Source organism: Plectonema radiosum NIES-515 (assembly GCF_025753815.1).
Lineage (GTDB): Bacteria > Cyanobacteriota > Cyanobacteriia > Cyanobacteriales > Nostocaceae > Hassallia > Hassallia radiosum_A.
The window spans coordinates 20,416-47,230 of record NZ_JAOWRF010000170.1 but is presented as its reverse complement, the minus strand read 5'-3'; the positions used below and the strand labels follow the sequence as shown (position 1 = coordinate 47,230).

The following is a 26,815-nucleotide window of genomic DNA, read 5'->3' as shown; positions in this document are numbered from 1 at the left end:
TGCTGATAGATCTGCTGCACCAGTTGTTTTTGGAGTGGTTCACCTGCAAGGTTGATCATTCGCACAGAAGCAGGTATGTCTTGTGAGCGCAATAACTCCGCGATCGCAGTGGGAACTGTATTGATCACAGTGACTTCTTTGGCAGCAGGCAAGGTGGGCAAGGCGAGCGCGTTTTGGGCTAGAATGACCTTGCCACCCCAACTCAGGGGAACAAACAGCTCGAATACTGACAAATCGAAACAGATGGAGGTTGAGGACAGAACACCAGCTATATCTTCAGTTGCAAATACTTCTTTTGCCCAAGTCAACAGAGCAACTGTGCTATGATGCTCGATAGACACCCCCTTGGGTTTACCAGTAGAACCAGAGGTGTAGATGACGTACGCGAGGTTATCGTGTTTCACCTCGCTGATAGGGTTGAATTGGCTCTTAAGAGCGATTGCTCGCTCCGAAGTGTCTAAGCAGACGATCAGCGCGTTATGTTTGGGAAGAGACTCTACTAACTTTGCCTGAGTTAGCATCACTGGTACTTGAGCGTCTTCTAGTATGAAAACCAAATGCTCGGCAGGATAAGTTGGGTCAAGAGGGACATACGCGCCACCAGCCTTGAGGATGCCAAGCAATCCCACTATCATCTCTATGGAGCGCTCTACGCATATTCCCACTAGCACTTCTGGTCTTACGCCCAGGCTTTGTAGGTGATGTGCTATCCTGTTTGCCCGTTGGTTAAGTTCTTTATAGGTCAGTTGTTCCCCTTCAAAGACTACCGCAATCGCATCAGGCGTAAGCGTAACCTGTTCCTCAAACAACTGATGGATACACCTATCTTTGGGATACTCTTTTGTGGTGTTGTTCCATTCCACTAGCAACTGATATCGCTCTGCTTCTGTCAGCAGGGGCAATTCTGAAACTCGCGCTTGAGGGTTAGCAACAATTCCTGCAAGCAAAGTCTTAAAATGTCCTATCATTCGCGAGATAGTGGCAGCCTCAAACAAATCTGTATTATACTCTATGTTACCAATAATCCCTTCTGATCTAGAGTCCAGTGCAAGCGTCAGATCGAACTTTGCAGTGTCGGTTTGGATATCCGCGTAACTTACAGTCCAACCCGAAATCAAAGATGGCATAGGAGGTTCTAGAACAAAGGCTACTTGGAACAGGGGGTTCTGGCTTAGGTTTCGCTCCGGTTGGAGTGTATTTACTAGCTTCTGGTAGGGCAAGTCTTCATGGGCATAAGCCCCCAAGGTTACTTCGCGTATCCGAGACAGTAGCTCTCGGAAATTAGGATTAAGCGACAGATCGGTACGCAACACCAAGGTGTTGACGAAATACCCCGCTAGCCCCGAAATCTCCGGTCTGTTGCGACCCGCACTGACAGTACCTACAACAATGTCTTCTTGCCCAGTGTAGCGGTAGAGCAAGGTTTTGAATACCGCCAACAGCGTCATGTAAAGCGTGACCCCCGACTGCTGCGAGAGTGTTTTGAGCGCTTGGGTTAACTCTTTGGATAGCGTCAAATATTGCCTTGCACCCCGGAAAGTCTGGACAGCTAACCGTGGACGGTCATATGGCAACTGTAGTACGGGCAAGTCGGCTAGCTGCTGCTTCCAGTATTTAAGCTGACGAGCCAGAATTTCTTCTGTAAACCACTGCCGTTGCCAAACAGCAAAGTCGGCGTACTGTACGGGCAGTTCTGGAAGAGATGATGACACGACCGTAGAGAAAGTTTTGTAAAGTGCCGCTAGCTCTGGAAGGAATACGCTGCTTATAGATACACCATCAATGATAATGTGGTGAAAAGTTAGGAATAACCTGTAGTCAACGTCTGCTATCTGCATTAACGTAGCTCGCAGCAGTGGTCCTGTTGTTAAATCAAACTGCTGCAAGGCATCTATTGTGGCTAGCCGCAAAGCTTCAGCACAGCGCTCTTGTTGTGGGAGTTGCCTCAGATCGACTACTGGTAGATTAAAAGTGGTTGGTGAAGCAATAACCTGAGATGGTTCTCCATCTACTGTAATGAAGTGCGTTCGCAGGCTTTCGTGACGTTTAATAATTTCGTTGAGGGCTTTTTCTAGGGCATTAATGTTGATCGCTTCCCCAAAGCAAATGGTGCAGGGTTCGTTATAAACTGGAGTATCGGGTTCTAATTGTGCAAGGAACCACAGTTGCTCCTGACTCCATGAGAGAGGCAAGTTTTGGTTCCTAGAAACTCTTTGGATCGGGGGAGTTTGCTTGAAAGGCAATAGATCGCGTTCCGCCTCAATGCGCTCTTGCAGTTCGGCTATTGTTGGAGAGCCAAACAAGCTATCCATAGGTAACTCCACCTTTAAGATGTCGCGCAACCGACTTACTATCTGAATAGCCAGTAAGGAATGTCCGCCCAATTCCAAGAATTTGTCGTAGATGCCAATTCGCTCGACGCCCAGCACTTGGGACCAAATTTCTGCTAGCACCTTTTCAATATGCGTACTCGGTGCGACAAAATTTTCTTGCAGATTTGGTGTGGTGAAGTCGGGTACTGGCAGCGCTTGGCGATCAATTTTGCCGTTGGGGGTCAGCGGCAAGGTGTCCAGCAGCATGAAGGCATTTGGCACCATATAATCGGGTAGTTTTTCTTGTAAGAAGCTGCGGAGGAGTGGGATCAGCTTTTGAGCAACTTTACCTTGTAGTGGTTTGTTGGCATAGTTGCTCCAAGATTTAAGGAAAACTGTGGATATATCAGTGCAGTCTGCTGGCGGAAATTCTACTTCTTCTGTTATGGCATGGTGTCGAAAAATTACGTCATAACTACCATCTGCACTAGCTCCTAACCAGCTAATGTCGATACTATATGGTAAGTCGTGGCTTAATGACCATAGCTCTTCTGGATCTATTCCTACTGGCGATTGTTGCTCTGCATTGGAACGCCATTCCCCTACTGTTTGGTGTTCAGAGTTACTACTCAGCCATTTGAGAGTTTTGATTTCTGCCTCTAAACGTGCATTCGGTACGTGTCGCAATCCAAGCATTTCTGGCTCGGTTGCTTGCAGCAACTGGCGGATGGATGCACTTGTCCAATCCGGCTGCCAGTCCAACCATTGAATATTTTTGGTCGAAGGAACCCGCGAGCCTATATGCAGAATCACATCGTAGCGAAACTTGGTAAGTTCATTATGATGGCGACCATGCTTGGGTAGAATCTGAACATGACCGATCTGTGGTAGATGCTGCGCCAGTGCGGTGAAGAAAGCTGGGTTGATGACCAGTTCTTCTTCAGTAGCCACCTGCTTTCGCACGCGTTCGAGCAGCAAATCTCGCTCAAGCTCCTGCGGTGCCTGATACAGCGCAATAGAAGCGTGGTATGCCTCAAGTAGCGGCAGGCTCCGCACATCCCCCACGAAAATACAACCTCCACTGCTTACCGCATTCACTGCCCCCTCTAAAACTCGCAGTAAATAGTCGATGCTGGGAAAATATTGAATCACTGAGTTAAGGATGACTGTATCGAAGGCGTCTGCCTCTATGCCCTCAAAGTTATCTGCCATCCTCATCTTAAGAGACACCTGTTTCAATCCCGGCTGCGATCTTGTCAGTTGCTCAGTATGCTTGAGCGCTTGTTGCGAGAAATCCGTACCCCAGTACTGGGTGCAGTGGGGAGCAATTCGGGATAGTAGCAGTCCGGTTCCGCAACCAATTTCTAGCACGCGTTGGGGTTTTAATGATAGAATCCGCTCAACGGTATGCTCTACCCACTCGCGCATCTGGTCTTCTGGGATAGACTTGTCTGTATAGCTACTGTTCCAGCCAATAATGTTAAAATTCTGGTTTCGATGGGTAGGGGTCTGACTATAAATTTTTTCGTAGAGTGTTTGCCAGTTCGAGATGTGTTCGGCATACAAGTCCCCGGTCGTTGTAGGCGCTGTAAAGATTTGTGAGTGACCAACGATATAAGCCACTAGGCGCTTGTCGCCATAGGTATCCTCCCGGACAATAACAACGGCGTCCCGCACCTTTGGATGTTGCAAAAGTGCTGCTTCAATTTCCCCAAGTTCGATGCGGAAGCCGCGAAGCTTCACCTGATTGTCAATGCGACCCAGAAACTGGATGTTGCCGTCACTTAGGTAACGTGCTTTGTCTCCTGTTTTGTACAGACGTGACCCCGGCTCATTGCTTATGGGGTTGGGGATAAATTTTTCATTTGTCAAATCCGGACGGTTGAGGTAGCCCTGTGCCAGACCATCTCCACCGATGTACAATTCTCCAGGGACACCGATGGGGACGGGTTGTAGGTGGTCGTCGAGCACAAAACAGTGAGTGTTGGCTATGGGGCGACCGATGGGAATGGTTTTTGCCCCTTCTGGAACATCTTGTACCAAATACCAAGTGGTGAATGTTGTACTTTCGGTAGGTCCATAAACATGAAGCAACCGTACAGGTGGATCATTCTTCAGCACTTTTTTGACCCACCGCAGATCCACAGCTTCTCCTCCAAATAGGAGGTGTTTCACCGAAGAGAAAGCGCACGGGACTTCCCTTGCTACCAAATTGAACAAAGCGGTCGTCAAGAACAATACGGTAATGCCTTGCTCTTTGATCGCGGCTGCAAAATCCAAGGGTGAAAGCGCTACATCCTTAGCTATCACAACGAGCTTCGCCCCGTTAAGTAAGGCTCCCCAAATCTCGAATGTAGCAGCGTCGAAAGAACTGTTCGAGACTTGAGCAATTACATCTTTTGACCCTATATTAATGTAGTTTGTGTTAATTACCAAACGGCTCACTGCCAGATGAGGAACAGGAACTCCTTTAGGTAACCCTGTTGAGCCAGAGGTGTAAACGACATAAATCGTTTTGTCGGGTGTCACGCTGGTTTTAAGATTCTCCTGGCTTTGTTGGGCAATGACCTCCCAGTCTGTGTCCAGACAGACAATTCGTGCTTGATGTTTAGGAAGCGACTCTACTAACTTCGCCATCGTTAGCAGCACTGGCACAGATGCGTCTTCTAGCATGAAGACCAAACGCTCGGAAGGATAAGTTGGGTCAAGGGGCACATACGCTCCACCTGCTTTGAGGATGCCAAGCAATCCCACTACCATCTCTAGCGATCGCTCTACGCATATCCCCACTAGCACTTCAGTCCCTACGCCCAGGCGTTGCAGGTGATGTGCTATCCTGTTCGCCCGTTGGTTAAGTTCTTTATAGGTCAGTTGTTCTCCTTCAAAGACTACCGCAATGGCGTCGGGCGTAAGCGTTACCTGCTCCTCAAACAACTGATGGATACACTTATCTTTGGGATACTCTTTTGTGGTGTTGTTCCACTCTACTAATAATTGGTGTCGCTCTCGAAGAGTTAGCAGGGGCAAGGTGGAAATACACTGATTTGGATTGGCGATGAGGTTTTCCAGTAAGATCTGCAAATGCCCTAACATTCGCCTAATCGAGGCTGACTCAAACAACTCAGCGTTGTATTCACCAATTATGATTAAGTTCCCTTCTTTTTTAGAAGCCAAAACAACTAAGTCGCACAAAGCGCTATGTTCCTGTTCCACCAGATTCTCTTCGCAAATTGGTGTTTGTGAAAGACAAAACGGTACATCGCATAGCACCAACATCACTTGAAAAATCAGCGCTCTTGTTAAATTCTGCTCCCCATTAACTGCTGCAACCAACTTCTCAAAGGGGTAATCGCGATTCTGTGCCGCTGCCTCAACTTTGTTACCAACCCGCTTTAAAAGTTCTCTAGCAGTTAGCTCTTCGGTTAAATTTGTTCTGAGCACTACTGGATTGATGAATCTTTCAGGGTTTGCTCCCTCTTTTTCCTGAAGACTATCAGCAGACAGGGACCCTACAATGATATCTTTCTGTCCCGTGTAACGAAGCAAAAGAACCTTAAATGCAGCAAGGAGCGTAGTAAAAAGAGTGACGTTCTCACTTAGACAAAATTTATTGAGTTCTAAGCAGAGCTTCTCATCAAGCTCAACAGCTTCCTTGGCTCTAATGAATGACTGCTGCGGTGAGCGTGGATAATCTAATGGAATTTCTAACACAGGCATATCACCCCCAAGCTGCTGTTGCCAGTATGTTTGTTGTTGAGTTAGGGTCATTTTACTATCTTGCGGTTTATAAACATTCATATTTATGGTTAACAGTCACCTATTTCTGTTGGTTTATAGCCAAAGTTTTATTTTCAAGTCAGTTTATCATGAGAAAATCCCACAGCCGAACATGAAAGTGTGATATTTCTGGTGATGGTACTTCAACAGAGGTTGTCTTTCAGTAGAGCAGTATGAGCCTGAAATTAAGCTCATCCCACTCAATCTAGGAGTGGGCTTGAGTGCTGACTTCTTGTCATGGACGAAGTGATCAGGTGCAGTCCCGTTTATTGTCAGACAACATCACGCTATGAAAGCCCTTCTGCATGATTCCGAAATTGATCCCGTCGCCTGTAAGGTGTTCCACCAGAAAGTCGAAGCCAACGGTCAAATCGTTATTATCCAAGGCATAGAGGGTCTCGTCCGGTTTCAGTGGACAAAAGAAGTGATCCCAGTGTATGGGAATCACAAGCTCAAGCTGAGGCTTTAACTTGCCCACGGTCTGATCGTAGAAGTGCTTTAGTAAGTCCCGGTACTCAGGGCACTCCCCCGGCTGGGAGCCTGCCGTCTGGGAGCCTGCCGTCTGGGAGCCTGCCGTTCCCATTGCCAGGAAGAGGACATTAACCGGCGGCACTTGCTCCAGCGCACCCCAGATGAAGTTGGCAGAGGGTTTCACCAGAATAGAGTGATGACCATGCTTGATCAGAAAGTCAAACGAATTACCTTCTACATAGTTGCGGAGCATTGTGGGTTGTGTGAGCGGTGTGTTAATGACCTGACCCAGGTCATCGTTGATGGGAGTAGAACGCGAGTGCTGGGAACGCAGGACGGTCACATTAAACTTGCCAACTTTCACTTCCTTGCCCGGATCGTACAGCGTCATTTGATCTTCGGGTACGCCTCCCCCTTGACCAATGTTCAGGGTCGATTCTGACCCGTACAATTGCGCTACAGTCTTTTTGGCGATATAGGCAACGTCAAGTGCATGGTCAAAGTGACTGTGTGCGACAAACAGCGCATTGAGTCTGTCAACTTTGGCGTACTGGGATAGCGCCTGATCAACCAACTCGTTTTTGGTTTGAACATCCTGGTCTGTTTTTGAGTGTACTGAAGAATTGGTCTATTTCGGAATAGACCAAGAACGAATTTCATCCAAAGTAACGGTATCCCGATCTAGTCTACAATGGTCTACACACCCCCCTAACGGGTTACGGGAGCAGCGCCCAAACGGTATCATCAGAAAATCCTAGCACGGAGAGGTATTTAGGTAAACTTGGCTGCCATGTGATGAGTCCATACAATCATCGCATGGACTCATGCGATCGCTTTCTTCACGGGCGCGGAAGCGTCATCGTCACGCCAAAAAATACAAAAACAAGCATAACAGGCGTTATCTTACACACCTTACACAGTCATTGATGAAGCCTTAAAACCTTTCATAATAAGAAGAGCGCATACGACAATGGGACGCTTATGAATTCAGATACCTATGAAGGCAGCACCCAGGAAGCCCTGGTTTACCACCACCTACAAAGTTTGCGAGAACAACATCGGGACGAGTTAGAGAATATCGTTCGGGTATTGGCAAGCATCACCAATATTTCCCCGGAGCAGGTTCAACCATATATGGATACCCTATTGCGTCAACTGGTAAATAAGGGACTTCCAAAAATTTTTGAGTATTTTAACTGATTGACAAAAGTGCAATTACCTTAACCTCTCACTGATGGCTGCCTACGAGTTGTAATGCTGTAAATACGTTCACCTACATGGATATTAAGTTGTCATCGATAGAGGATTAAAGTGCGGACTCAAAGAAAGAAGGTTTACTCTTTGTTAAAAAGCTAATTTTATTAAAAGCTAATTTTATTAATTTACCATTTGACAAAATAACCAAATAACTTTAAGTTAAAAAGTTAATTTAATAAATTTATATATGCTGACAATTAGCATCGCCAGCCTCAGTGGGGGACAGGGGAAGACGACAACAGCCTTATTTCTAGGTCGGCTGCTTGCACGCTCCTGTTGTCCCACATTAATGATTGACTCTGACCCGCAGCACAACCTCACTACTTATTTAGGGTTTGAGTTGGAAGCCAACCAACCAACCTTACTGGAATTTCTCAAAAAAACAGTTCCCGCCGAAGATAGCATATACCCCACCGCATATAACGACAATTTATTTCTCATCCCCGCCGACGACCAACTCGATACCGTACAGGACTATCTATCTAATAGCGGGGTGGGTGCAACCCTACTCAAACGTAGATTAGAAGCAGTTGCCAAAATCTTCAAAGTGTGCATTATCGATGCTCCACCGCAGCGATCGCAAATTTGTTTAACGGTTCTGGGGGCAGCAGATTTTTTGGTCATCCCAGCAGAAGCATCAGTAAAAGGTTATGGTTCCTTAATCAGAACCCTTGACTTACTCAATGGTCTGCGCGATGTGGGAGCAACCGATGCCGAAGTATTAGGTGTTCTGCCATTTCGCGATCGCTGGTTTGGTAACACCCAAGCTCAAGAAAGTCGGGCATCTGTTGACTCTATGCGCTCTGAAGTTGGCGAACAATTAGTTCTACCCTCCATCCGGGAATCGGAACGTTTCAAACAAGCAATCAACAAACGTATAACCCTTAGCGAGTTGGGATATCAAGACTTAGAATATCCGTTTGAAATCTTAATCGAGAAAATTAGCACACACATTGGGTTGGGAATAAACAATGGATGATAATATACTTAACCAACTCCGCAACAAACGCAACCGCCGAACTGTTGAACCAAGAATTGATGCGCTCGTTCAGCAAGGATCTCAATCAGAAAAAGAACTTGAACTTGAAGAAGCTGCAACACTACCGTTGCCAGTAGAGTCAGTAGAAAGTCCAACTACAACTAATGGTGCTGATAGAGAAGCTGCACTAATCGCCGAACTCGAACAATACCCAGAAACCAAGCGGCACTCGGCGATTGTTTTAGAAAAAGACCTTGACCAAAAACTGACACAATTTTGCCGCATACGGGGAATTACAGTTGAAACCTTCCTAGAAGCAGCTTGGACAGTGGCTAGTGAAGATAATACGTTACGTGAGAAAATTACCACAGATGCCAAACGTAGGTACGACCAGCGTAAGCGGGTTGGTCAACTTAAAAGGTTAATAACGATGCTGAGTAACTCGTCAAAGTAAAACGGAGCAACAAACAAAAATTTGAACTGCATCTATATATATGTACACCACACCGGCACTGTGGAGCGACGAACAAACAATGAGCGATCGCCCACAATCAAAATAGCTCTATAAAATGCAGAACCTTCACGCTCTCGGTATCGTATATTGTGCCTGTGGATCTAATAAACAAGGTTCTGCATTTCTTCTTAGGGGAAACCGTAAAAAAAAGATACCAGCCGTGTTTTTGAATTATCTGTTGGGTGTTGCGGATCGCTTGTGGGACGGCTGGTATCTTTTTTCTAGGTAAAAGCCTTGGTCCTTGTCCCTTATCATGACAGACAACTTTCTGTACAGTTTTCTATACTCTGCTGACCGTTGCTAAAGCTATCAATCTTGATATCAAGGCAGCAATTTCACATAGAAGGCATTGATATCAAACACCAGATGAATTCCGCACCCCGAGAAGAAGTGGATTATTAAATATAACTTTTGTGGTAATGAGTGTACGTAATATGATATGCGTTATTGGAAACCTACATTATCGCTAACGTCTGCGTCGGGTATTATGCAAAATGAATCAGAAAGGGGTGAAATTGTCAAGCTCTCGTTGGAGGCTTGTTTGGATGCGCCGGTTGTCAGGTATTTTTCCCAGCCGCTACACTCAGATCCAGATGTGTTGGCTCAACTTTTGGCAGACAAGCGAAATCCGAATACCAGAAGGGCTTATGAGAAAGATATTAAAGACTTTTTTTTGAAGATGACTTCTGTGTTACCCAATCGGGATAGTGTGTTGGAGTTTTTACACCTGACGCGGGAGCAGGCTGTGCATGTGGTGTTGAAATATAAGGCGCTGTTAATTCAAAGTGGGGTGCGGGAAGCTACTGTTAATCGGCGTTTGGCTGCTATTAAATCCTTAGCGAAGATGGGTAGAAAGTTGGGTGTTTGTAACTATTCTTTGGAAGATGTGGAGTCTGAGAAAGTAAAAGCTTACCGGGATACTAGGGGTGTTGATAGTAAAACAATAGCTAAAGTTATTGGACAATTTGATAGGGAAACGTTGATTGGTAAGCGCAATTATGCCATTTTTCTGGTGCTGTGGGGTTTGGCTTTAAGAAGGAATGAGGTGTGTCAGTTAAATGTGAGTGATTTTGATTTTTATGGGCGGAAGTTAAGAATTTTGGGTAAGGGTCAGGGGACGAATGAAGAGTATATTGATATGTCTAAGGATGTGGCGAATTCTATTGCTATTTGGTTGATTGCTAGGGGGGATAATAATGAGAATTTACCAATTTTTACGGCGTTGGATTTCCATAACTCTGGGCATAGGTTGACGGGGGATGCTATTCATAAAATAGTGGCGCGTGCTTTTAAGGCGGCGGGTGTCAAAAAGCCGATGTCACCGCATAGGGTAAGGCATAGCGCGATTACGGCGGCGTTGGATGCGACGGATGGGAATATTAGAAAGGTGCAGAAGTTAAGTCGCCATGCTGACCCCAGGACATTGATGATTTATGATGATAATCGAAATAGAGACTCCTTGGAGATGTCTGATTTGTTGACTGCTATGTTGAAAAAGGATAGTTAAATAAAAATCAAAGATAGTCGCTATTATAAAAGCACCAGCGCTCACCAACACCCACCATCGCTTCGGGTGGTTTGCTCCCTCTCGCATCGGTCACGACTACCGTGGGTGAAAAATGCTGTCCAATATAGATATTGCAATTGTGCTTTGAACCAACCATGACTGAAACCAAACCGACTCGTACCGCACGCAGGGGACGAATATTCCCTTCAATCCAGTGGACAGAGGAACAAAAAGCGCAACGTTCAGCCGAACGCGAAGCTTTTTACCAACGTTGTAAACCAATATTTGATAAAGTCAAATCGGAATTGATTGAGACTCATTACAACTGGTATATGACGGTTGAACCCGATAGTGGAGAGTATTTCGTCGATAAAAATTTAGAAGTGGTTTGGCAACAGTGTCGTGAAAAGCATCCTGGTAAAATACACCATACTTTCCGAATTAATGAATCTGGGGCTTGCGGCACGATATGATAGACGGTTTTTTTGGTGATGAGGATGCGCTACTTTTCGAGATTAATTTAATAACATCCGATGGATTAGAATTACCAGTTGATGCGATGCTCGACACAGGTTTTTCATACTGGTTGGCAATTAATGACCAAGATTTAGATGCACTTGGTTGGACTTATTTTGACCAACAAATTATGCTCCCTGCACGGGGAGATGTAAGATTTGACATCTACGCAGGTAAGGTACGAATTGATGCAACGTGAGTTCGACATTCCCGTTCACGTTGGTAAAGATTTAACTGAAGTTTTACTCGGTCGTCAATGGCTAACTACTCGACGGTTGGTTGTTGATATGCCATCGGGTGAATTGACGTTGGGATGACCCTATTCCTTGCGGATTCTTTATCATAAGAAATAATTTTTATCAACATTTAAACTGACGGGGCGACTCACATCCAAGTGTGTCGTTATGGGATTAAGAAGGGTATGGGGTATGGGCATTGACGACAGCTTAATGTAATAAACTATTTGTCATTGACACTCTCCCGAATTCTATTTTGAGAGTGTCAAAATTTAACTATTTTCCCGGTTATTTATTCTTCTTGTTGGCTCAACCAAGCTGATAAATCAGCAACACTAGAAAAGTCTAATAATGCTTCTCCTAAATTCTCTAATTGTTCAATAGATAATCCTTGAACTCGCTCGATTAATGATGCATCAATTTCACCAATACGGCGATTGAGTAAGCGTAGAACTAGACGTTGTTCTCCTTGTTTATTTCCGAACTGTATAGCTTGTTCCCTATCTCTTTGGTAAAGTGGTTCTAATCGCATAATTAACTCCCGATCATCTTCTGATAATTCTTGATTAATTCTCAAATTTTCACGCAAGTTGTAAACTAATTCGAGTGTTGCCTTTTGGTATGGATGATTTAATGGTAACGCTTGCAACTCGACAATAGCTTGTTCTTGTTTACTTCCTCTACCCAATAATCTCAACCACAACGTCTCCGGTGTTTCCGGTAATTGATGTATCGCTACAATTGCTGTCCGTAAGGCATCACCTAAAAAGTATACTCCTGATAACCACCCCTCTTTTTGGTTAACGTTAAAGCTAAATAATAAGCGTTCAGATATGGTTGGAGTAAAAATCCACAATTTGGGTATTTTCTCTTCTTGGAGTTTGGTTTTATTTGCTTTGGCTTCTCGTCGCAATCCACCCTTTACTTCTAATAATTTTAGAATACAATCGCATATTTCGTCGGTAGAGGCAGGATTGCGGAATGGTTCTAATATTGCAGGATATTCGGCAAATCTTCCGAGTAATCCCAGCACTTGTAAATTAGAGCTTTGCTGTTTAGAAGGAGTGAATAAAACATCTATTTCTTTAATCTCTCCTGAAACTTTTTCCGACGGCTTGACTTCTCCGTAATCTTTTAGTAACTCTTCAAGATAGTCCTTGGCGAACTTGTCATGTATAAAGCGCGTCATTTAATTTTATTATCTGAAATTTTGTAGATACAATTAGTATTATTTTACCTTTTTTTATCAAAAAAAATAATGTATTCCAGTTGCTTGTATGCAAACGTTCTTACTTACGACAATATAATCCTTCCAGCGATGCAATCGCGGGTTGTAAACGTATGTTAATTACAATTGTCTGAATAAATATAAATCCTGTTATGGTAGCTATATTTTTATGAAAATGAATTAATTGATGCTATCAATCTGAATTAAGTCATCTTAAATAAATTTGGTTGGTTATTCATTAGTTATCCTTCAAAGTCGAGTTTACTACCGTTGAAATGGTTGTAAATCTTGACTGCCTCAAACCAACTAGGTAGCGTCACCTCAACTTCTTCTAATTCATTCCCATTGCTATCCACCAAACCATGTACAATTTGTACTCTTGGTAATGGTGTTTCACCATTTGCAGAAAACTTTTTGATTTGAATCGTGCCAGCCTTACGTGCTTCAAATGTACCTTCTACGGTGCTTTCATTGGTAAAATAATGATTGATGCCAATAAAATACTATGCCCGCTTTTCTGGTATCAGTAAGGTGCATGGAGAAAAACTTCATAGCTGATTCTTTACAAGATGCTATTTTCTTGAGGTTGGTAAATTCATCAATAACTAGCTGTTGCTTTTGTTTTGGTACTTCTTTAATTCTCGTTAACCAACGTGAGCAAGCATCCTCTAAAGCCTGTCCGATTTCTGATTCTGATTCTGCTTTAATTTGTGCATCTAATAATTGCCACACCTGCCAATTTTCACCCGTAGCGTGACGGTCGATAAGCTGATATATTGGAGCATCAAAGCAATATTTACGGATGATTGCAATACACCCTGCTGTGTTAGTTTTACCGCTTCCTTGGGAACCAATTAACCACAAAGGTTTATTATTTTTGATAATTGTGTACAACCAACCATCTTCCCATTGTTTTAATGCTTCTAATAGTTGGTTGACTCTTTCTTGGATATAGGAATCTGGGTTACTTGATGTTTCTGAATCATTACCGGACTTTTTACCTAGTATCTTTTGGGATTCTTTATCAGCTTTGTGTTTATCTTTCAAGTTTTCAGCAATCTTTTTATCCATATCGGAATCGGCTAAGTCAAACTGTTTGAGAGTAGATGTGTGGGTTTTATCCTGTATAAGAGAGGAACGTTTTAACTTATCTTGCATCGCTTCAATGGATATAAAACCATGCTTTACTTTTTGTTTATCCCATGTTTGATTAGTTTGAAGCGTCTTAAATTCTCTCTCATTTTGACTCGAAACTGTGGTTAATTTAATACAATTTTTATAAGCTTCTAACTCGTAGTGTGCTGAGAGTTCGTCTATTTCTGCCTTTTTAGTCCAACTTAAGTAAGCGATTCCAGAAGCTACAGGAGCAACTAAAAACCAAATTGCATTCTTATTACTAGCAGGAATGTGACGAATGCTGAATGATGATTCGGGTAATGGTGTAGACGATTCAAATTGCTTTTGTGACCATATCTCTTTGAGCAATTTATGTTCGTAAGAGCAATACTTTTTATCTAAAGTCTCTTGCGAACGTTGACTAAATTCTTCACCGTAGCGAGGTGGTAAGTTGGCAGTTTTCGGGCAGAATTTAATTGCTACTAGGTCATACGGACGATTCGACTGACTTAAATACATCGCACTTGATAAAGCAATTACTACCCCGATAACTGTTAACCCTGAGTAGACTTTCATCTTCTTTTTGAGTCAATAATCGTGTAGATACCAGCTAAGACGAGTAAACCACCTACAACAATAAATCCATTTTGCTTGTCTTCTGGTAGCTTATTGAAAGCTGTAACTGTATCCTGCAATTGGTTGTAGGTTTGTTTTGATGAGTTAACAATGTTCAAAAAACTACCCAAGGCACTCCATATTACAAATGCAGTTACTAAGGTTGAAAATCCAAATTTGATAAGTTTGCCCATATTGTCAGCTGACCATTGTCCATCTTTACGATTAATATTTATTCCATCAAATACTTCTCTATTGGTTATTTGATTGATTAAGAGGATTGATGCTATTGCTAATGCTATTCCTTGTGTTCCACTGGTAATAATCAAAAATCTAGCTAAACTGTAGGAAGTAATTCCCCAAAAGCTTGTCTCTAATCCCTTTAAGATACTTCGATTCTTACTCAGCTTTCGGTTGAGATTATCTTTGTAGGCTTTAATAGCTGAGATTTCATCGGGAGTAAATGCAGTATCTTCTTGGATTGGATAATTTGATTCTTGGCTGGTATCCTCTCCTAATTCAAATTCAGGCATCATAAAAATAAGCAATGAATTGTTTATTTTTTACCTCCAGTTACAATTCTGTCTGGAGGCTTTTTAATTAACTGAAAATATCCTCCAGTTACAATTCTGTCTGGAGGTTTTTTAATTAACTGAAAATATCTCTAATATTGTTCCAAAACTTAATTACTGGGTTTGTTGAGTAATGCTTTTTGGGAATCAGGCTTAAATCGCTGTCTGAGCCATTCTCTAGTAGGTGTTTAATCTTTTTATCTTCGTAATCCGCGTCGGCTTTCATTTGCGCTAAGAATGGCTTATTGCTGATAGATTCAAGGCTAGCTTTGGCGTTAACTGTAGCCATTTGAGTATCTATCCAAGCCTGTAATTCAATCACGTCCAGCGCATCATCGTGACGTTGATTCTCAGACTCTAGCTTGGCAAATAAACTAGTTTTATACTCTGAAATCAGGTTGTTGTAACGGCTGTTTTCGATCTTTACATCGCTAGCAGATTTATCAATTGAAGCAGCACCTTTACCACCACTTTTATAAATATCAGCTAGGGCTGTGTTGTATTCGGTTGTTCCCTCGATATAAGCTTTAAGATTCTCGCGGATAAGTGGCATAGACGTAGCTAGTCTCTCCCCCAGCTTACCCATATCGCCAATCTGTTTAAGGGCTTTCTCGTCTCCGTTTACGGCTTTGATAATCAAAGCATTGTTGATGCCAAAATGAAGATTTGTAGCTTTGGTTATTTGCTTACCGTAGCCTGATACGTGGTCACGAACTTTGGCTTTGTTTTTCATAATTAATCCTTGCAATGTTCTTTACAGATGAAAAGAAAGCTCGACTAACCTTTGTCGTTGCTGGCTGGGGGTCAAAGGTCGGAAACTCCACAACAATTGAATTAATAGCGGTAAAAAACACAGCCCCAATATCAAGAAATAAAGTTTATGCTCCCTTGATGTTGAGCCGTGAGAGGATTGTAGCTTTTGTTCTTTTGAGGTTTGACTGGCTCACCGACAGTGCCGTTTTCACATTGCCTAAACCTTCTACAAACTTTTGATTGAGTTGCCTTTCTCGGTATGCAAAATGATTCTTTAAATCTTTATGGGTATCTTCGATGGATTGTTCTAAAGAATCATAGTGATGGTCGGCATACAATTTAATTGCTGAAGTTACTTCTCGAATAAATTCTGCATAATCTGTGAATTTATCCCCAACGGTTGATGCTAAGTCGGCTACTTCTACATCAGATAGTTCAATCCCTAAAAATGATGCTTGGGTTGTGATTAAATCTTGCTTCTGTTCGGTACTAAATACTATGGATGATGTTTCTACTACTTCACCGCTCTCCTGACTCAGTATTTCGTCAACTCCATCTAATTCAGCTTGTGTTGCTGACACTGGCTGAATTGGATTATTTGTTACTTTTTCCGACTGGGGCGATTGTTGTTCATCTGAAGATTGGATTGTTGTTAATTCTGAGGCTGTTTCTGTTGTTTCAATTGCTGCGATTGCAGTCATAAAACTTTCTACTATAGAAGTAATTTCTTCTTCTGTTGGGTTATCTTTATCAACAACAAGATAAGTGTAAACTTCTCTTATTTCAGCTAGTGATTTTTTAATGCCCATGCGGTTGAGCCGAGATTGGATTCTTTTGGTGTAGGTGGTCATTTGATTTCTCCTTTAGCGACCGTTACGCAACTTGTTTGGATTTGATATTAACAGTCTGGGGATTTACTGATTTGTTGGTTGCGTCAGGCAAGTGTTTTTTGACGTATAATCTTGCTGCTAATACTACAGGTATTAGTTCTTTACCTGCGTATTTTCTGTTTTTATCAAAGTGTCGATTATTTACAGGTTCAACGGAAGCGAACCACCTAATAATTGTTGTCTTATGAGCTTTACTCTCCGTTATTTTTTGGAGATATTTGAAGACCTCTTCACCGGATACAACTATATTGTTGGTGTCGTTTACAGCTGCTAAATACTGTTCCATAAGTATGAATAACGGCAATTTTAGGAACATGGTTTTTTTCTTTAAATCTGCTGCCATACCTACTGTTTCAAGGTTTACTTCCAGCCCTAAAACTCTAATATCAGATTTAATTCTGTACCATGACCTATCTGAAATTGGCTTGCCGTATTTAAGCTCAAAAAAAGCTTTCAATCGTGCATTATTTGTCAGTGCCATAATTGTCGTATTACCAAACAGAATAATACTAGCATAGGTGAAGCTAAGTGAAGCACTAATCTTCACCTTGGAGTCATTAAGTTTTTTGACAAAAAACTTATGCGATAATTAGCGGGGCTGATGAGTGAAGCACATGGAAGATAGGGATGCCCGTCAATCCAGAAAAAAGTAAGAAAACTAGTATAGTTGTACCTATTGAAATTTATAGCGAAATCGATAACTTGGCTGTTGACGAAAGCCGAACCGTCAGTCAAATGATGGTGGTTCTAATGAAGGAAGCTTTGGAGCAAAGACGACAAAAGCAGGAAAAATCCTAAATTTTGGTTTATTTTCTTACTGCCAAAACTGCCATATTGCCATACAGCTATAGGGCTGAAACAGTAGTTCTGCCGTTTGTAGTATTTTTAGATTACTTCTTGTATTGCTTATACTATTGCAGCAGATTTAAACCCTGTGTTTATAAGGGTTTGATGTTGTGACATGTGTTGAGTGCAGGCATTGCAACGTGGCGACACACTCATTAAAATTGAACTGCCAGAACGTGTAGTTGCACTTTTTTGACTCTTATTGCACTTGCTGATTCTATAAGGGTTTCAGCTTTTTAAATAACAGAAGTGCCATAGTTAATTGGTTTGCATCAATATTTTTAGTTACTACTATAAAAATCTGGATTTTCACAGTAGTAACTGACTTTTAAACTTATAATTCCAGTCTGTTATCTTTTTTGGTGTTTGCCTGAGTGTTGGTTGTGACCTATGGGAGCGTGGTAGCAAAAAAATTCCTACCCTTGTAACGACTTAACAGTCCTAATAGCTCTCTCAAGAAGCTCCGATTCGGAAGGTCTTTGATGTTCGGGTTGTTGTTCAACTACTTTACGCATTGCTTTAAGAATAGTATCAACTCCCTCAATGAAGAGGTCGATTGCATCAGCGTTGTAGGGATTTTCAACTCTGTTTTGGTACGCTAATTTATACAGTTGGGCAGGTGCTACCCCCATTGCGCGAGCAAGTTTTATCAAGCTGCTTTCTGTCGGATTCCCTTGTACAAAGCACATCCCTCGCAATCCAGGTCGTGTTAAACCAGCCCGGTTAGCGAGGTGTTGCATGGGTGTGCCGGTTTCTTCCATATATTCAAGGATAAATTTTCCCAGTGGCGAGCAGTCCTTTGGGTCAATCTTTACGAAGGACATAAATCAGGAGGTAGTTGAGAAATGTTCAGCTACTTTTTACAGTATAGTAGTGTTGATTACTTAGAGTAGCTCATTGTACTACTCTGTGGGTTAAACAAAAGCATCTAAGAGGTGAAGAGACTATGAAGACCAAAAGTAAATTTGCATTTCCTAAAAAAGAAAAAAGCTGGTAGTCGCTTTGTTGTTAGTCCAAGAAACTGAAGGAAGCCTAAAATACAACCGCTTTGTTAAATACAACCGCTGTTGTTGCCTTGCCAGTCACTAGTCCAATGAGACGATTACCAGTCGCTCACAACAAAGTTGGAATACCAACCAACTTTGACTTTATAGAGAAAATCAAATCAAATATTTTTTTGTGTAACAGCTCAATTTTAGGCTAAATTGCAGTTTTTTGCTAACGATCCATAGCGGCTACCGATGACCACCACAATCATCCGGTAGCGAAAAATGGTATTACTTACAGAGCATCAACCAAAATCGACCGCAGATAAAAATTATAAAAATCAGTCTCCACAAGCATCGGAGCTAGATTTACCTAAGAATTCCGAATTAAAGAAGCTGTATATCCCAGCACTAGTAAAAGCATTACGCGAGTTGGGATTTTCTTGCTGTGGACAAATTAATTTCTACCGATTACAGAAAGAAAGGAAGACGCAAGCTTCAAATTGTGTGAAAAAGCTGACATTTCACAAATTATCTGACTTTTGGCTTGATAACGACTCTAACTTTCGCTCCTTAACCGAATCGGATAATTTTTTCACCCATCTATAGAGTCCAACTTTTTCCCGTGAGAAGGATTTGGTTTCTCTATAGCTGGTTCCTGAGGGAAAGCCAGCAAAGCAATTCTTTACTTGAAACAACTGTTTACTTGCGTGCTTCGATTTCTATCAAAAGAAAGACAGGATATGGGTTTTCAGACCAAAAGTGCAGGAAATTACACGGTTTTCGGTACGATGCCTGATACAGGACACGCAAATAAATTTTTAATCTTGATTGAAGAATATAGCGGATCGTGAATGCGAATAATTTCCATTCATTCTGGCTACGACATCAAACGAACCAACTAGCACCAACTCTCTCCACGGGGCAACACGCTTTTATTGCCAGGAGATGTAAACATGGTTGCTTTATTTAACAAAAAAGATTTTATCCGCACTAACCGTCACTTATTGTGTCCAGCCTGCGGTAATAACAAATGGGATTGCCAAATTAAACGCGATCGCACTCTTATAATGTGCCTCAACACCCACCAAAGTATTCCCGGCTGGAAATATTTAGGCGATGCCAAGGGCGGTGCATTTTGGGGTATTCTGGTTGCAGAAAGTGCCGACTCTGGGCGAGACGATCGCTCACTAGAGCGTTGGGAGGAATTGCGATCGCAATGGGAAAGTAACCGTAGACAAGCAATAGAAGCAGAAGCCAAAGGAAAGCTCCCCCCAGCATCCATTAATGCTGCAACTAAGAAATTAGCCCAACATTTCGGATTATCTCGTCGTCACCGGGACAACCTGCGATTGCGCGGACTAACTGATGAAATAATCGATCAAGTCGGATTTTTCAGTGTTTCCCCTGGCTCTAGGCTACCTGCCCTATTTCCCGTAAACTACCCCGGTGTACGCTCCAGTAGTCTTAGCGTGGCATCTGAGGGGATATACTGCCCCGCAATAAACAAACTTGGGGAAATCCACGGCGGACAAATTCGGCTTGACAACGAAGCCGACGGTGGCAAATATCGCTGGCTAAAAGGCTATAAATCCAGCCACCTTCAAAACGGCGAACTACCTATCACCATTATTCCAGGTGGCGACACTTCTGGCGAGGCATGGATTACCGAGGGTTTACTCAAACCCCTAATTGCCGCTCACAAACGCGATCGCCTAACAATTGGTGCAGCAAGTGGTAACTTCAGCGGTTCCCCCGAACAATTTCAAGAAATTGTCACATCTTTTAATATAACCACCGCGACAATTCTCCCAGATGCCGGGGACGTGAAAAACCCCCAAGTGATCCGTCGCTGGATTCGTCAATACGAATTCTTCCGCAGCCTGGGATTATTCGTCCGTGTTGGTTGGTGGGGACAGCTTGATAAGGAACAGCACCAGGATATCGACGAACTGCCTTCTGGAAGCGAAATTGATTATATCAGTTGGCAGCAATTCCTAGCGTATGCCCGTGAGCATGGTGGACTCCAGTCAGAGGATAATTGGTTTGATAAAAAGGCACTTAATTTTGGTGATTACCAAGAAAGAGTTCAAGCAGCGCAACAATATTTAGAAGATTTCTCCCCGTGGGCAGATTCGATAAAAGAAGAGAGATTCCTTAACTTAAACCTCAATAATCTCGCCAAAGGTGTTTATCTTTTGAAATCGGGAATGGCAACTGGTAAATCTACACTTGCCCTCAAAATTGTCGAACATTTTAGCGAAGGCACCGTACTATCTTACCGCAATTCTTTACTACAACAATTTTGTGAAAAATCTCAAGATAAAGTCATTCACCTCCATCATATTTCCACTACCGACAAGCGTTTAAATAAAAGGTTACGCTCGCTTTGTTCTTGGATTGCTGCTTGTGTTGATTCTTGCTTTTTATTGTCATCCCGAAAAGTCTTAATCCTCGAAGAAGTCGATAAACTATTGCAGCACATGCTAGCAGGAAGCACCTGCCGCAAGCGTCGTCGGATTATTATTGAAAGTTTTGTTCGTCTGATACATGAAGCTGATTATGTATTTTGCTTCGATGCTGACCTCACTGCAATTTCTTCTAGATATTTACAAGAAATTTCTGGGAAAAACATATTTGGAATTTGGAATAAAGGACAAGTTCCAGCATGGAATGTCAGCGTATATGGTGGTGAAAAGAAAGTACTGAAAAATGGTCAAGTCCGAGAAATGAAAAATGCTCGTGGGGGCTTTGAGAAAGGACTTGTTTATGATGCTGCTCTTGGCAATAAATTGCTAGTTGTCAGTGACGCACAACGCAACTTAGTTGGTTTACAAATTGTTTTAGAGTCTTTTGGTCTTGATGTTTTACGGGTTGATAGCTATACAAAAGCTGACCCCAAGACAAGTTCTGCTGTTAACAAGTTCCTGCAAAACCCCAACGAGTATTTAGCAGAAAATAAACCGCAAGTAGTATTGATATCTCCTACCGCTGAAAGTAGCTTGGATATTACTCTTCCTTATTTTGAGCGGGTGTACGGTGCATTTTTTGGGGTGATAAACCACCGGCAAATTATGCAGATGCTGGCACGGTACAGACAGCCTGTAGAGCGGATTGTCTTCTGCAAAACTTATTCTCTCTTGGATAATCAAGCCTCTCGCTCTCCGCTTCCAGAAGTTGTGGCTCGCAATTATTTTAACAACCACCAACAAGCTATAGATTTGTTGGGAATCTGCAATTATTTACCTGAGAAAAACGAGGCTACTAGTGTGATTGACAATCTCGAACAATTGATTAATCCTAATTCTAAGAAGTGGCAATCACCACATTTTAAAGCTGTTTGTAGCTATACAGCACTTGATAATCACAGTCGTGCTAATTTGCGAGAATCGCTGATTCGAGATTTACAGAATATAGGGCATAATGCCTCAGAAATGTCCATGCAAGTTTATGAGTCTTTTAAAAATATTAATGAGGCTCGCGACGAATGGCTGAAAGAGGAATCTTCATCTATTTATTCAGCATCAGATATAAGTTACGAGCAAGCTCTAAAGCTTTGGGAATCGATGATGCTGACACCATCAGATAGACACAAAGCTATAAAAGCAATTTTAAAACATAGACTACCAGGTTTTGATTTTGATGCTGATTTTATATACGAAAAACACTTTAAAGACCCAGATTATATCAGTCGGCTGGAATTACGCTGGGCTATGGATAATCTGGAAAAACAAAAAATGTTTGATGTTGAGCGCTGGCTAAAATCCCTTAATTACGGTGATGAGATTTGGGATATGCGCTCCCGTGCAATGCAAGCAAGCGTGTTGTGTGATTTGGGTGTGCCTTCTTTGGTTGATAAGTTGAGTAGAAAATCTGGGGGATGGACTGGGGAAGAGGAATTAATTCTTGATTTTAAACGGGTTTGTGTTAAAAATTCTTACAAATTGCGTGCTGTGTTGGCGATTAATGCTGCTGCTGATAGCGATCCGGCTTATTTGCTAAGACGAGTTTTGGAGAAAATAGGTATTGAAATAGTGCGCGATCGCCGTCGTGTTGGAGGGGGTGAAAGAAAGTATTTCTACGATCTAGATCCTACCACCTTACCGAAATTTGACAGTACTACACGTTTTGTGTTACAGGCGATTGACAAGAGATTTTCACAAAGCCCAGAACTGTCCCCAACTAGCCAAAGATATAAGAAATACTATATCTCCAGCCAGTCGGGGACAGTTTTTGTACCGGATTTAGACCCGTTAGAAAATCCTCATTTGGTTAATAAGCTTATAAAAGTCGAACTGACTGTGGATAAAGAACAGTTGGAGGAAATTCGGCTAAACCGCGACTCGCAACAAATAGTAGAATTTGAATTGAGTATGCCTGAAATTCTATATGGGTGCGACTCGTGGGAATTGGTCGTGGATTTTCTTGAACTTTATGAACGTAAGGAGAGGCAAGTGGCTTGGGCATTGCTTTCTCAACCGGAGAGGGAAAGGTTAGCGTTCTTAAAAAAACATTCCCAACCGCAATTAATGTAGGGGGGTAGGGTTGAGCAGTAATGGCATTGTGCCGAGACGCTTGTAAAATGTGTTTTTAGAATCTAACCCGTATAACTATAGCTCTGGCTGCTTTACAGTTCTATACCACCAGCTAAATTACTTGGTTTAGTCTGTAATTTCTGACGAGCATCCAATATTTGTTGTATTTTTTGGAAATTATCTACATCAACTTTTGTAAGCGCAATCCCTTGGGGGGTTTGATTCTCATTGAGGGGAATGGACGCAATTATTTCTCCTGACTTGTGGCTTACATATATAAAGTTGTCCTCACCGAGAAGAAGAGAGTACTTCTTCGACTTTTTAACTAGGTCTTGTTGTGACCACAACAAGAGTACAGTTTGTGCGATCAAAGTCGCGTTCTCGTGTTGCACTTTTGTGCTGTCGTCACTGTTGGTTGGAGTTGCAACTAATGGTGCTTCAAGTCGTGCGTTCGCCGCGTAGAGCGATTGCTCACTCGCCATCGAAGAGGGTAAACCCTCAAGAGACGGTGTTTTGTCATCCGACAATAACGTTATTGTCACTTCGCCAGTTGGTGCTACAGTGCGTACCTCCGGTGGTGGTGCGGGTGGTTCGGCTGCACCGCATTGAATAATTTCACTATCGCCCTCCTGAGTTATAAGTGCTGGTACTTCCTCAAATTCTTGGCTTCGGGTTGTTTCTTCGGTTGTGTTCAAAGGGGGTTGCAATCCAATTGCGGATTGAAAGTTGGGCTGTGGTTTTTGAGATTGTAAGGGGGTAGGTGTAAGAAACTGCAAACATAAACGCTTCAAACTGCAAACAAGCCAATGAGCGAAACCACATTAACTGCAAATAGAGGGGGTCTCAAAACCACATTATCTGCAAATGAAATCAAATTAGCTGCAAACAAACCACATTATTTGCAAACAGACCACATTGACTGCAAATAGCCTGAAAGCCTTGTAGAGAGGTTTTTTTGTTTTTGAGCCTCAAAACTGTCCAAGTTATATGAACTTTTTAACCGGACACATATGTACACTAATTGTGGTTTAATTTGAACTATATACGTTCGGTTAAATACAAATTGCGGTTTAAACTGTAACTTGAGTGACTATATGGTTATTTATGCTTATTTGAGGGTATCTACCGACCACCAAGACCTGCACAACCAACGACATGGCATTTTAGAATATGCCAACGTACATGCTTTGAGTCCGATTCAGTTTATAGAGGATACTGTTTCTGGACGGGAGAAATGGGAGTCGCGTGGCATAGGACTGCTACTAACAGAAACAGCTATTGCCGAAGATGTCGTAATTTTCTCAGAAGTCAGTCGGATGGCACGCTCTACCCTGCAAGTATTAGAAATGTTGGAGTGCTGCGTGCGTCGGAGAATCAATGTCCATATCGCCAAACAAGGTATGGTATTAGATGGCTCAATGCAAAGCCGAATTACAGCAACAGTTTTAGGTTTGGCAGCAGAAATCGAGCGGGAATTAATTGTACTCAGAACAACTGAAGCCCTTGCCAAACGCAAAGCTGAGGGCAAAATCCTGGGGCGACCTAAAGGGCGACAATCTACACATTTAAAACTGGACACAAGGGAAGCAGAAATTCGTAAGTATTTAGACAAAGGTATCAGTAAGCGTTCCATTGCCAAACTCGTAGATTGCTCCCCTTCCACTCTCTACGACTGGTTAGGGCGTAAACATCTCCACCCGCGTCACTCCCCAATTGTTACGAGGGCGTAATTGATGCCAAAGAAACAAATTCCAGCAGAAGCGATAGTAGACCTACGTCGTCGTCTCAACCAATTACCACCGCGTAGTAAAGAACGTCGAGCCTTAGTGCAGGAAATAGCTCACTTGTATGGTATTTCCGAAGATACAGTGTATCGGGCGTTACGAGAAAATATGCACCTTTCGTCAGTGCGTCGTGCCGACCGCGATGTCCCCCGCGTGATCCCCCAAGCTGGACTGGAACGCTACTGCGAAATAATTGCTGCCATTAAGATACGTACATCAAACCGCAAAGGTCGCCATTTATCCACCGTACAGGCAATTCGCCTTTTAGAATCTGACGGGATCAATACTCCAGACGGTCATGTCACAGCCCCAGAAGGGCTATTAAAACCAACCACCGTCAATCGTTACCTCAAAAAATGGGGTTACGACCGCGATACCTTGATACGCCAGCCACCTGCTGTCCGCTTCCAAGCCGAATATAGCAACGAATGCTGGCATTTTGACCTTAGCCCAAGCGACCTCAAGCATGTAAAAGCACCAACCTGGATAGAACCGGGACGGGGACATCCCCTGTTAATGCTTTATAGCGTCGTCGATGACCGTAGTGGTGTTTCCTACCAGGAGTACAACGGTGTTTACGGTGAAGACGTAGAAGCAGCACTGCGATTTATGTTTGCTGCCATGTCAAAAAAGGCAGAATCCGACTTTCCCTTTGAAGGCATTCCCAAAATGCTCTATATGGATAACGGTCCCATTGCCAAAAGCTTGGTATTTCAAAAAGTGATGGCAGATTTAGGGATTGATGTACGTACCCATTTACCCAATGGCAAAGATGGACGTCGGGTAACGGCTCGTTCCAAAGGCAAGGTGGAACGACCGTTTCGCACCGTCAAAGAAATGCATGAAACCCTCTACCACTTGCACGAACCGGAGACCGAAGCAGAGGCTAATGCTTGGTTGATGAAGTTTTTGCTGCATTACAATAGTCGTCCCCATCGCAGCGAATCCCATTCCCGGATTGAAGATTGGGTAGATAGCCAACCCAACAATGGAATTAGGGAAATGTGTCAAAAGGTAAGGTTAGCATGTCTGTTTTAATGACTGCTTTATTTTGGGACTTAAGTACGGAAAAAGATGCCAAACCACCCACCCAACCAGAACTTAGGGAACGAAAATTATTAGCTTTAATTCAAAAATGTCGCAAAACTGTAGTACTTTTTGTGGATGAAGCTCATGACCTTCAACATAGCACTTTAGTACAAATTAAGCGAATCATTGAATTGGTACGCAACAATGGTGGCACTTTATCTGTGGTTTTGGTAGGGCATCCTAAGCTAAAAAACGATTTACGCCGACCATCATTAGAAGAAATTGGGGCTAGAACAAATGTTTTTAGCTTAGAAGGTATCCGAGGGCATCAGGCTGAGTATATAAAATGGCTATTAAATGAGTGTATTCACGATGGTCATCTGCCTGAAGATTTGATTACCGATGAGGCAATTGCTTTTTTGGCAGAACGATTAATGACTCCGTTACAAATCGAACATTACTTACAAAGAGTATTTGAAGATGCGTGATATCGCTGCAACTAAACCTGTAACTATTGAAATGGTTGAAGCGGTATTGTCTGTTGGACTTAACGATTTAGAACCTCGTTTAATACGGCATGGCTATAGTGCTAAAGTACTAGCTGAATTATTAAATGTACGGACAAGTGAGATTAACTCTTTTTTACACTCTCAATTACCTCCTGGTCGAACAGAAGATTTGAGAGACCAGATGCTAAAAATTGGAATTCCTTTGTATGCGTCAGAGAGGAATTAAATAAATTAGTCATTAAATTTACAAAAAAATGGAAAAAACCACTTATGGAATTTTTCTGTTTTAAAAGTGTCCAGTTTATATATAGATAAATAGACATAAAATGTCCAGCTTAAAAGTTCATATAACTTGGACAGTTTTGAGGCTCAAAAACAAAAAA

Annotated in this window: 23 protein-coding genes and 1 pseudogene; 14 read left to right on the top strand and 10 right to left on the bottom strand. The window is 42.5% G+C overall.

The annotated features are described in order from the left end of the window. On the bottom strand, nucleotides 1–6,080 hold a 6,080-nt coding region (locus OGM63_RS11220), incomplete at its 3' end, for a non-ribosomal peptide synthetase (protein WP_263745622.1). Nucleotides 6,081–6,339: 259 nt separating this feature from the next. Further along, nucleotides 6,340–7,134: an MBL fold metallo-hydrolase gene (locus OGM63_RS11215; protein ID WP_263745621.1), complete on the bottom strand. Its 795-nt coding sequence runs from the start codon at nucleotides 7,132–7,134 to the stop codon at nucleotides 6,340–6,342. Nucleotides 7,135–7,541: 407 nt separating this feature from the next. On the opposite strand from OGM63_RS11215, the gene OGM63_RS11210 reads away from it, so the two are divergent. The 7 genes from OGM63_RS11210 (at nucleotide 7,542) to OGM63_RS11180 (ending at nucleotide 11,650) form a co-directional block, all read left to right on the top strand. Further along, on the top strand, nucleotides 7,542–7,760 hold the full coding sequence (locus OGM63_RS11210) for a hypothetical protein (RefSeq protein ID WP_263745620.1): 219 nt from the start codon (nucleotides 7,542–7,544) through the stop codon (nucleotides 7,758–7,760). A 244-nt stretch (nucleotides 7,761–8,004) separates the two neighbouring features. Beyond that, the gene (locus tag OGM63_RS11205) at nucleotides 8,005–8,796 is read left to right on the top strand and encodes a ParA family protein (protein ID WP_263745619.1); all 792 of its coding nucleotides are present in this window, start codon (nucleotides 8,005–8,007) and stop codon (nucleotides 8,794–8,796) included. Further along, nucleotides 8,789–9,250, top strand: coding sequence for a carboxysome distribution maintenance protein McdB (locus OGM63_RS11200; protein WP_263745618.1), 462 nt, complete (start codon nucleotides 8,789–8,791; stop codon nucleotides 9,248–9,250). Before OGM63_RS11205 ends, OGM63_RS11200 begins: the two co-directional genes overlap by 8 nt. A 547-nt stretch (nucleotides 9,251–9,797) precedes the next feature. Next, the gene (locus tag OGM63_RS11195) at nucleotides 9,798–10,817 is read left to right on the top strand and encodes a tyrosine-type recombinase/integrase (RefSeq protein ID WP_263745617.1); all 1,020 of its coding nucleotides are present in this window, start codon (nucleotides 9,798–9,800) and stop codon (nucleotides 10,815–10,817) included. 155 nt (nucleotides 10,818–10,972) lie between these two features. Further along, a complete protein-coding gene (locus OGM63_RS11190; protein WP_263745616.1) occupies nucleotides 10,973–11,290 on the top strand; it encodes a hypothetical protein in 318 nt (105 codons plus the stop codon). Then, nucleotides 11,287–11,532 (top strand): aspartyl protease, encoded by a 246-nt coding sequence (locus tag OGM63_RS11185; protein ID WP_263745615.1) that lies wholly within the window; start codon nucleotides 11,287–11,289, stop codon nucleotides 11,530–11,532. The genes OGM63_RS11190 and OGM63_RS11185 overlap by 4 nt, the downstream gene beginning before the upstream one ends. Then, the gene (locus OGM63_RS11180) at nucleotides 11,522–11,650 is read left to right on the top strand and encodes a hypothetical protein (protein ID WP_263745614.1); all 129 of its coding nucleotides are present in this window, start codon (nucleotides 11,522–11,524) and stop codon (nucleotides 11,648–11,650) included. Before OGM63_RS11185 ends, OGM63_RS11180 begins: the two co-directional genes overlap by 11 nt. A 211-nt stretch (nucleotides 11,651–11,861) precedes the next feature. Here the strand turns inward: OGM63_RS11180 and OGM63_RS11175 are convergent, their stop codons facing one another. The 6 genes from OGM63_RS11175 to OGM63_RS11150 form a co-directional block, all read right to left on the bottom strand. After that, complete coding sequence (locus tag OGM63_RS11175) at nucleotides 11,862–12,758, bottom strand: DUF4351 domain-containing protein (RefSeq protein WP_263745613.1); 897 nt, start codon at nucleotides 12,756–12,758, stop codon at nucleotides 11,862–11,864. A gap of 507 nt (nucleotides 12,759–13,265) precedes the next feature. Next, nucleotides 13,266–14,489, bottom strand: coding sequence for a hypothetical protein (locus OGM63_RS11170; RefSeq protein WP_263745612.1), 1,224 nt, complete (start codon nucleotides 14,487–14,489; stop codon nucleotides 13,266–13,268). Next, nucleotides 14,486–15,064: a hypothetical protein gene (locus OGM63_RS11165; protein WP_263745611.1), complete on the bottom strand. Its 579-nt coding sequence runs from the start codon at nucleotides 15,062–15,064 to the stop codon at nucleotides 14,486–14,488. Before OGM63_RS11165 ends, OGM63_RS11170 begins: the two co-directional genes overlap by 4 nt. A gap of 112 nt (nucleotides 15,065–15,176) precedes the next feature. Further along, the gene (locus OGM63_RS11160; RefSeq protein WP_263745610.1) at nucleotides 15,177–15,833 is read right to left on the bottom strand and encodes a hypothetical protein; all 657 of its coding nucleotides are present in this window, start codon (nucleotides 15,831–15,833) and stop codon (nucleotides 15,177–15,179) included. Nucleotides 15,834–15,978: 145 nt separating this feature from the next. Further along, the gene (locus OGM63_RS11155; RefSeq protein WP_263745609.1) at nucleotides 15,979–16,704 is read right to left on the bottom strand and encodes a hypothetical protein; all 726 of its coding nucleotides are present in this window, start codon (nucleotides 16,702–16,704) and stop codon (nucleotides 15,979–15,981) included. A gap of 22 nt (nucleotides 16,705–16,726) precedes the next feature. Continuing rightward, complete coding sequence (locus OGM63_RS11150; protein WP_263745608.1) at nucleotides 16,727–17,224, bottom strand: hypothetical protein; 498 nt, start codon at nucleotides 17,222–17,224, stop codon at nucleotides 16,727–16,729. 146 nt (nucleotides 17,225–17,370) lie between these two features. Between OGM63_RS11150 and OGM63_RS11145 the strand changes: the two genes are divergently transcribed. After that, nucleotides 17,371–17,541, top strand: a complete 171-nt coding sequence (locus tag OGM63_RS11145; protein WP_263745606.1) for a ribbon-helix-helix domain-containing protein — start codon at nucleotides 17,371–17,373, stop codon at nucleotides 17,539–17,541. A gap of 464 nt (nucleotides 17,542–18,005) precedes the next feature. Here OGM63_RS11145 and OGM63_RS11140 read toward each other — a convergent pair whose 3' ends face one another. Then, nucleotides 18,006–18,350 carry a hypothetical protein gene (locus OGM63_RS11140; RefSeq protein WP_263745604.1) on the bottom strand — a complete coding sequence of 115 codons (345 nt, stop codon included), beginning with the start codon at nucleotides 18,348–18,350 and terminating at the stop codon, nucleotides 18,006–18,008. 510 nt (nucleotides 18,351–18,860) lie between these two features. Between OGM63_RS11140 and OGM63_RS11135 the strand changes: the two genes are divergently transcribed. Both OGM63_RS11135 and OGM63_RS11130 read left to right on the top strand, forming a co-directional pair. Next, complete coding sequence (locus OGM63_RS11135) at nucleotides 18,861–19,184, top strand: hypothetical protein (RefSeq protein ID WP_263745603.1); 324 nt, start codon at nucleotides 18,861–18,863, stop codon at nucleotides 19,182–19,184. Between the two features lie 347 nt (nucleotides 19,185–19,531). Beyond that, nucleotides 19,532–23,110: a plasmid replication protein, CyRepA1 family gene (locus OGM63_RS11130; RefSeq protein WP_263745602.1), complete on the top strand. Its 3,579-nt coding sequence runs from the start codon at nucleotides 19,532–19,534 to the stop codon at nucleotides 23,108–23,110. Between the two features lie 92 nt (nucleotides 23,111–23,202). Here the strand turns inward: OGM63_RS11130 and OGM63_RS11125 are convergent, their stop codons facing one another. Next, entirely contained in the window at nucleotides 23,203–23,886 is a 684-nt protein-coding gene (locus OGM63_RS11125) for a hypothetical protein (RefSeq protein ID WP_263745601.1), read from the bottom strand. A 318-nt stretch (nucleotides 23,887–24,204) separates the two neighbouring features. Between OGM63_RS11125 and OGM63_RS11120 the strand changes: the two genes are divergently transcribed. The 4 genes and pseudogenes from OGM63_RS11120 (at nucleotide 24,205) to OGM63_RS11105 (ending at nucleotide 26,658) form a co-directional block, all read left to right on the top strand. Then, nucleotides 24,205–24,840, top strand: a complete 636-nt coding sequence (locus tag OGM63_RS11120) for a recombinase family protein (RefSeq protein ID WP_263745600.1) — start codon at nucleotides 24,205–24,207, stop codon at nucleotides 24,838–24,840. 18 nt (nucleotides 24,841–24,858) lie between these two features. Beyond that, nucleotides 24,859–25,902, top strand: a pseudogene (locus tag OGM63_RS11115) (transposase family protein); the annotation flags it as partial. Nucleotides 25,903–25,919: 17 nt separating this feature from the next. Next, on the top strand, nucleotides 25,920–26,411 hold the full coding sequence (locus tag OGM63_RS11110) for an AAA family ATPase (RefSeq protein WP_263745598.1): 492 nt from the start codon (nucleotides 25,920–25,922) through the stop codon (nucleotides 26,409–26,411). After that, nucleotides 26,404–26,658: a hypothetical protein gene (locus OGM63_RS11105; RefSeq protein ID WP_263745596.1), complete on the top strand. Its 255-nt coding sequence runs from the start codon at nucleotides 26,404–26,406 to the stop codon at nucleotides 26,656–26,658. Before OGM63_RS11110 ends, OGM63_RS11105 begins: the two co-directional genes overlap by 8 nt. Nucleotides 26,659–26,815 lie beyond the last annotated feature (157 nt).

Excerpts from the sequence above, each read along its gene's own strand:
- OGM63_RS11165 (WP_263745611.1), bottom strand. The coding sequence starts at position 15,064 with ATGATGCCTGAATTTGAATTAGGAGAGGATACCAGCCAAGAATCAAAT.
- OGM63_RS11140 (WP_263745604.1), bottom strand. The coding sequence starts at position 18,350 with ATGGAAGAAACCGGCACACCCATGCAACACCTCGCTAACCGGGCTGGT.
- OGM63_RS11195 (WP_263745617.1), top strand. The coding sequence starts at position 9,798 with ATGCAAAATGAATCAGAAAGGGGTGAAATTGTCAAGCTCTCGTTGGAG.
- OGM63_RS11175 (WP_263745613.1), bottom strand. The coding sequence starts at position 12,758 with ATGACGCGCTTTATACATGACAAGTTCGCCAAGGACTATCTTGAAGAG.
- OGM63_RS11170 (WP_263745612.1), bottom strand. The coding sequence starts at position 14,489 with ATGAAAGTCTACTCAGGGTTAACAGTTATCGGGGTAGTAATTGCTTTA.
- OGM63_RS11110 (WP_263745598.1), top strand. The coding sequence starts at position 25,920 with ATGTCTGTTTTAATGACTGCTTTATTTTGGGACTTAAGTACGGAAAAA.
- OGM63_RS11185 (WP_263745615.1), top strand. The coding sequence starts at position 11,287 with ATGATAGACGGTTTTTTTGGTGATGAGGATGCGCTACTTTTCGAGATT.
- OGM63_RS11105 (WP_263745596.1), top strand. The coding sequence starts at position 26,404 with ATGCGTGATATCGCTGCAACTAAACCTGTAACTATTGAAATGGTTGAA.
- OGM63_RS11210 (WP_263745620.1), top strand. The coding sequence starts at position 7,542 with ATGAATTCAGATACCTATGAAGGCAGCACCCAGGAAGCCCTGGTTTAC.
- OGM63_RS11145 (WP_263745606.1), top strand. The coding sequence starts at position 17,371 with ATGCCCGTCAATCCAGAAAAAAGTAAGAAAACTAGTATAGTTGTACCT.
- OGM63_RS11155 (WP_263745609.1), bottom strand. The coding sequence starts at position 16,704 with ATGACCACCTACACCAAAAGAATCCAATCTCGGCTCAACCGCATGGGC.
- OGM63_RS11190 (WP_263745616.1), top strand. The coding sequence starts at position 10,973 with ATGACTGAAACCAAACCGACTCGTACCGCACGCAGGGGACGAATATTC.
- OGM63_RS11135 (WP_263745603.1), top strand. The coding sequence starts at position 18,861 with ATGGTATTACTTACAGAGCATCAACCAAAATCGACCGCAGATAAAAAT.
- OGM63_RS11160 (WP_263745610.1), bottom strand. The coding sequence starts at position 15,833 with ATGAAAAACAAAGCCAAAGTTCGTGACCACGTATCAGGCTACGGTAAG.
- OGM63_RS11150 (WP_263745608.1), bottom strand. The coding sequence starts at position 17,224 with ATGGCACTGACAAATAATGCACGATTGAAAGCTTTTTTTGAGCTTAAA.
- OGM63_RS11180 (WP_263745614.1), top strand. The coding sequence starts at position 11,522 with ATGCAACGTGAGTTCGACATTCCCGTTCACGTTGGTAAAGATTTAACT.
- OGM63_RS11120 (WP_263745600.1), top strand. The coding sequence starts at position 24,205 with ATGGTTATTTATGCTTATTTGAGGGTATCTACCGACCACCAAGACCTG.
- OGM63_RS11200 (WP_263745618.1), top strand. The coding sequence starts at position 8,789 with ATGGATGATAATATACTTAACCAACTCCGCAACAAACGCAACCGCCGA.
- OGM63_RS11130 (WP_263745602.1), top strand. The coding sequence starts at position 19,532 with ATGGTTGCTTTATTTAACAAAAAAGATTTTATCCGCACTAACCGTCAC.
- OGM63_RS11205 (WP_263745619.1), top strand. The coding sequence starts at position 8,005 with ATGCTGACAATTAGCATCGCCAGCCTCAGTGGGGGACAGGGGAAGACG.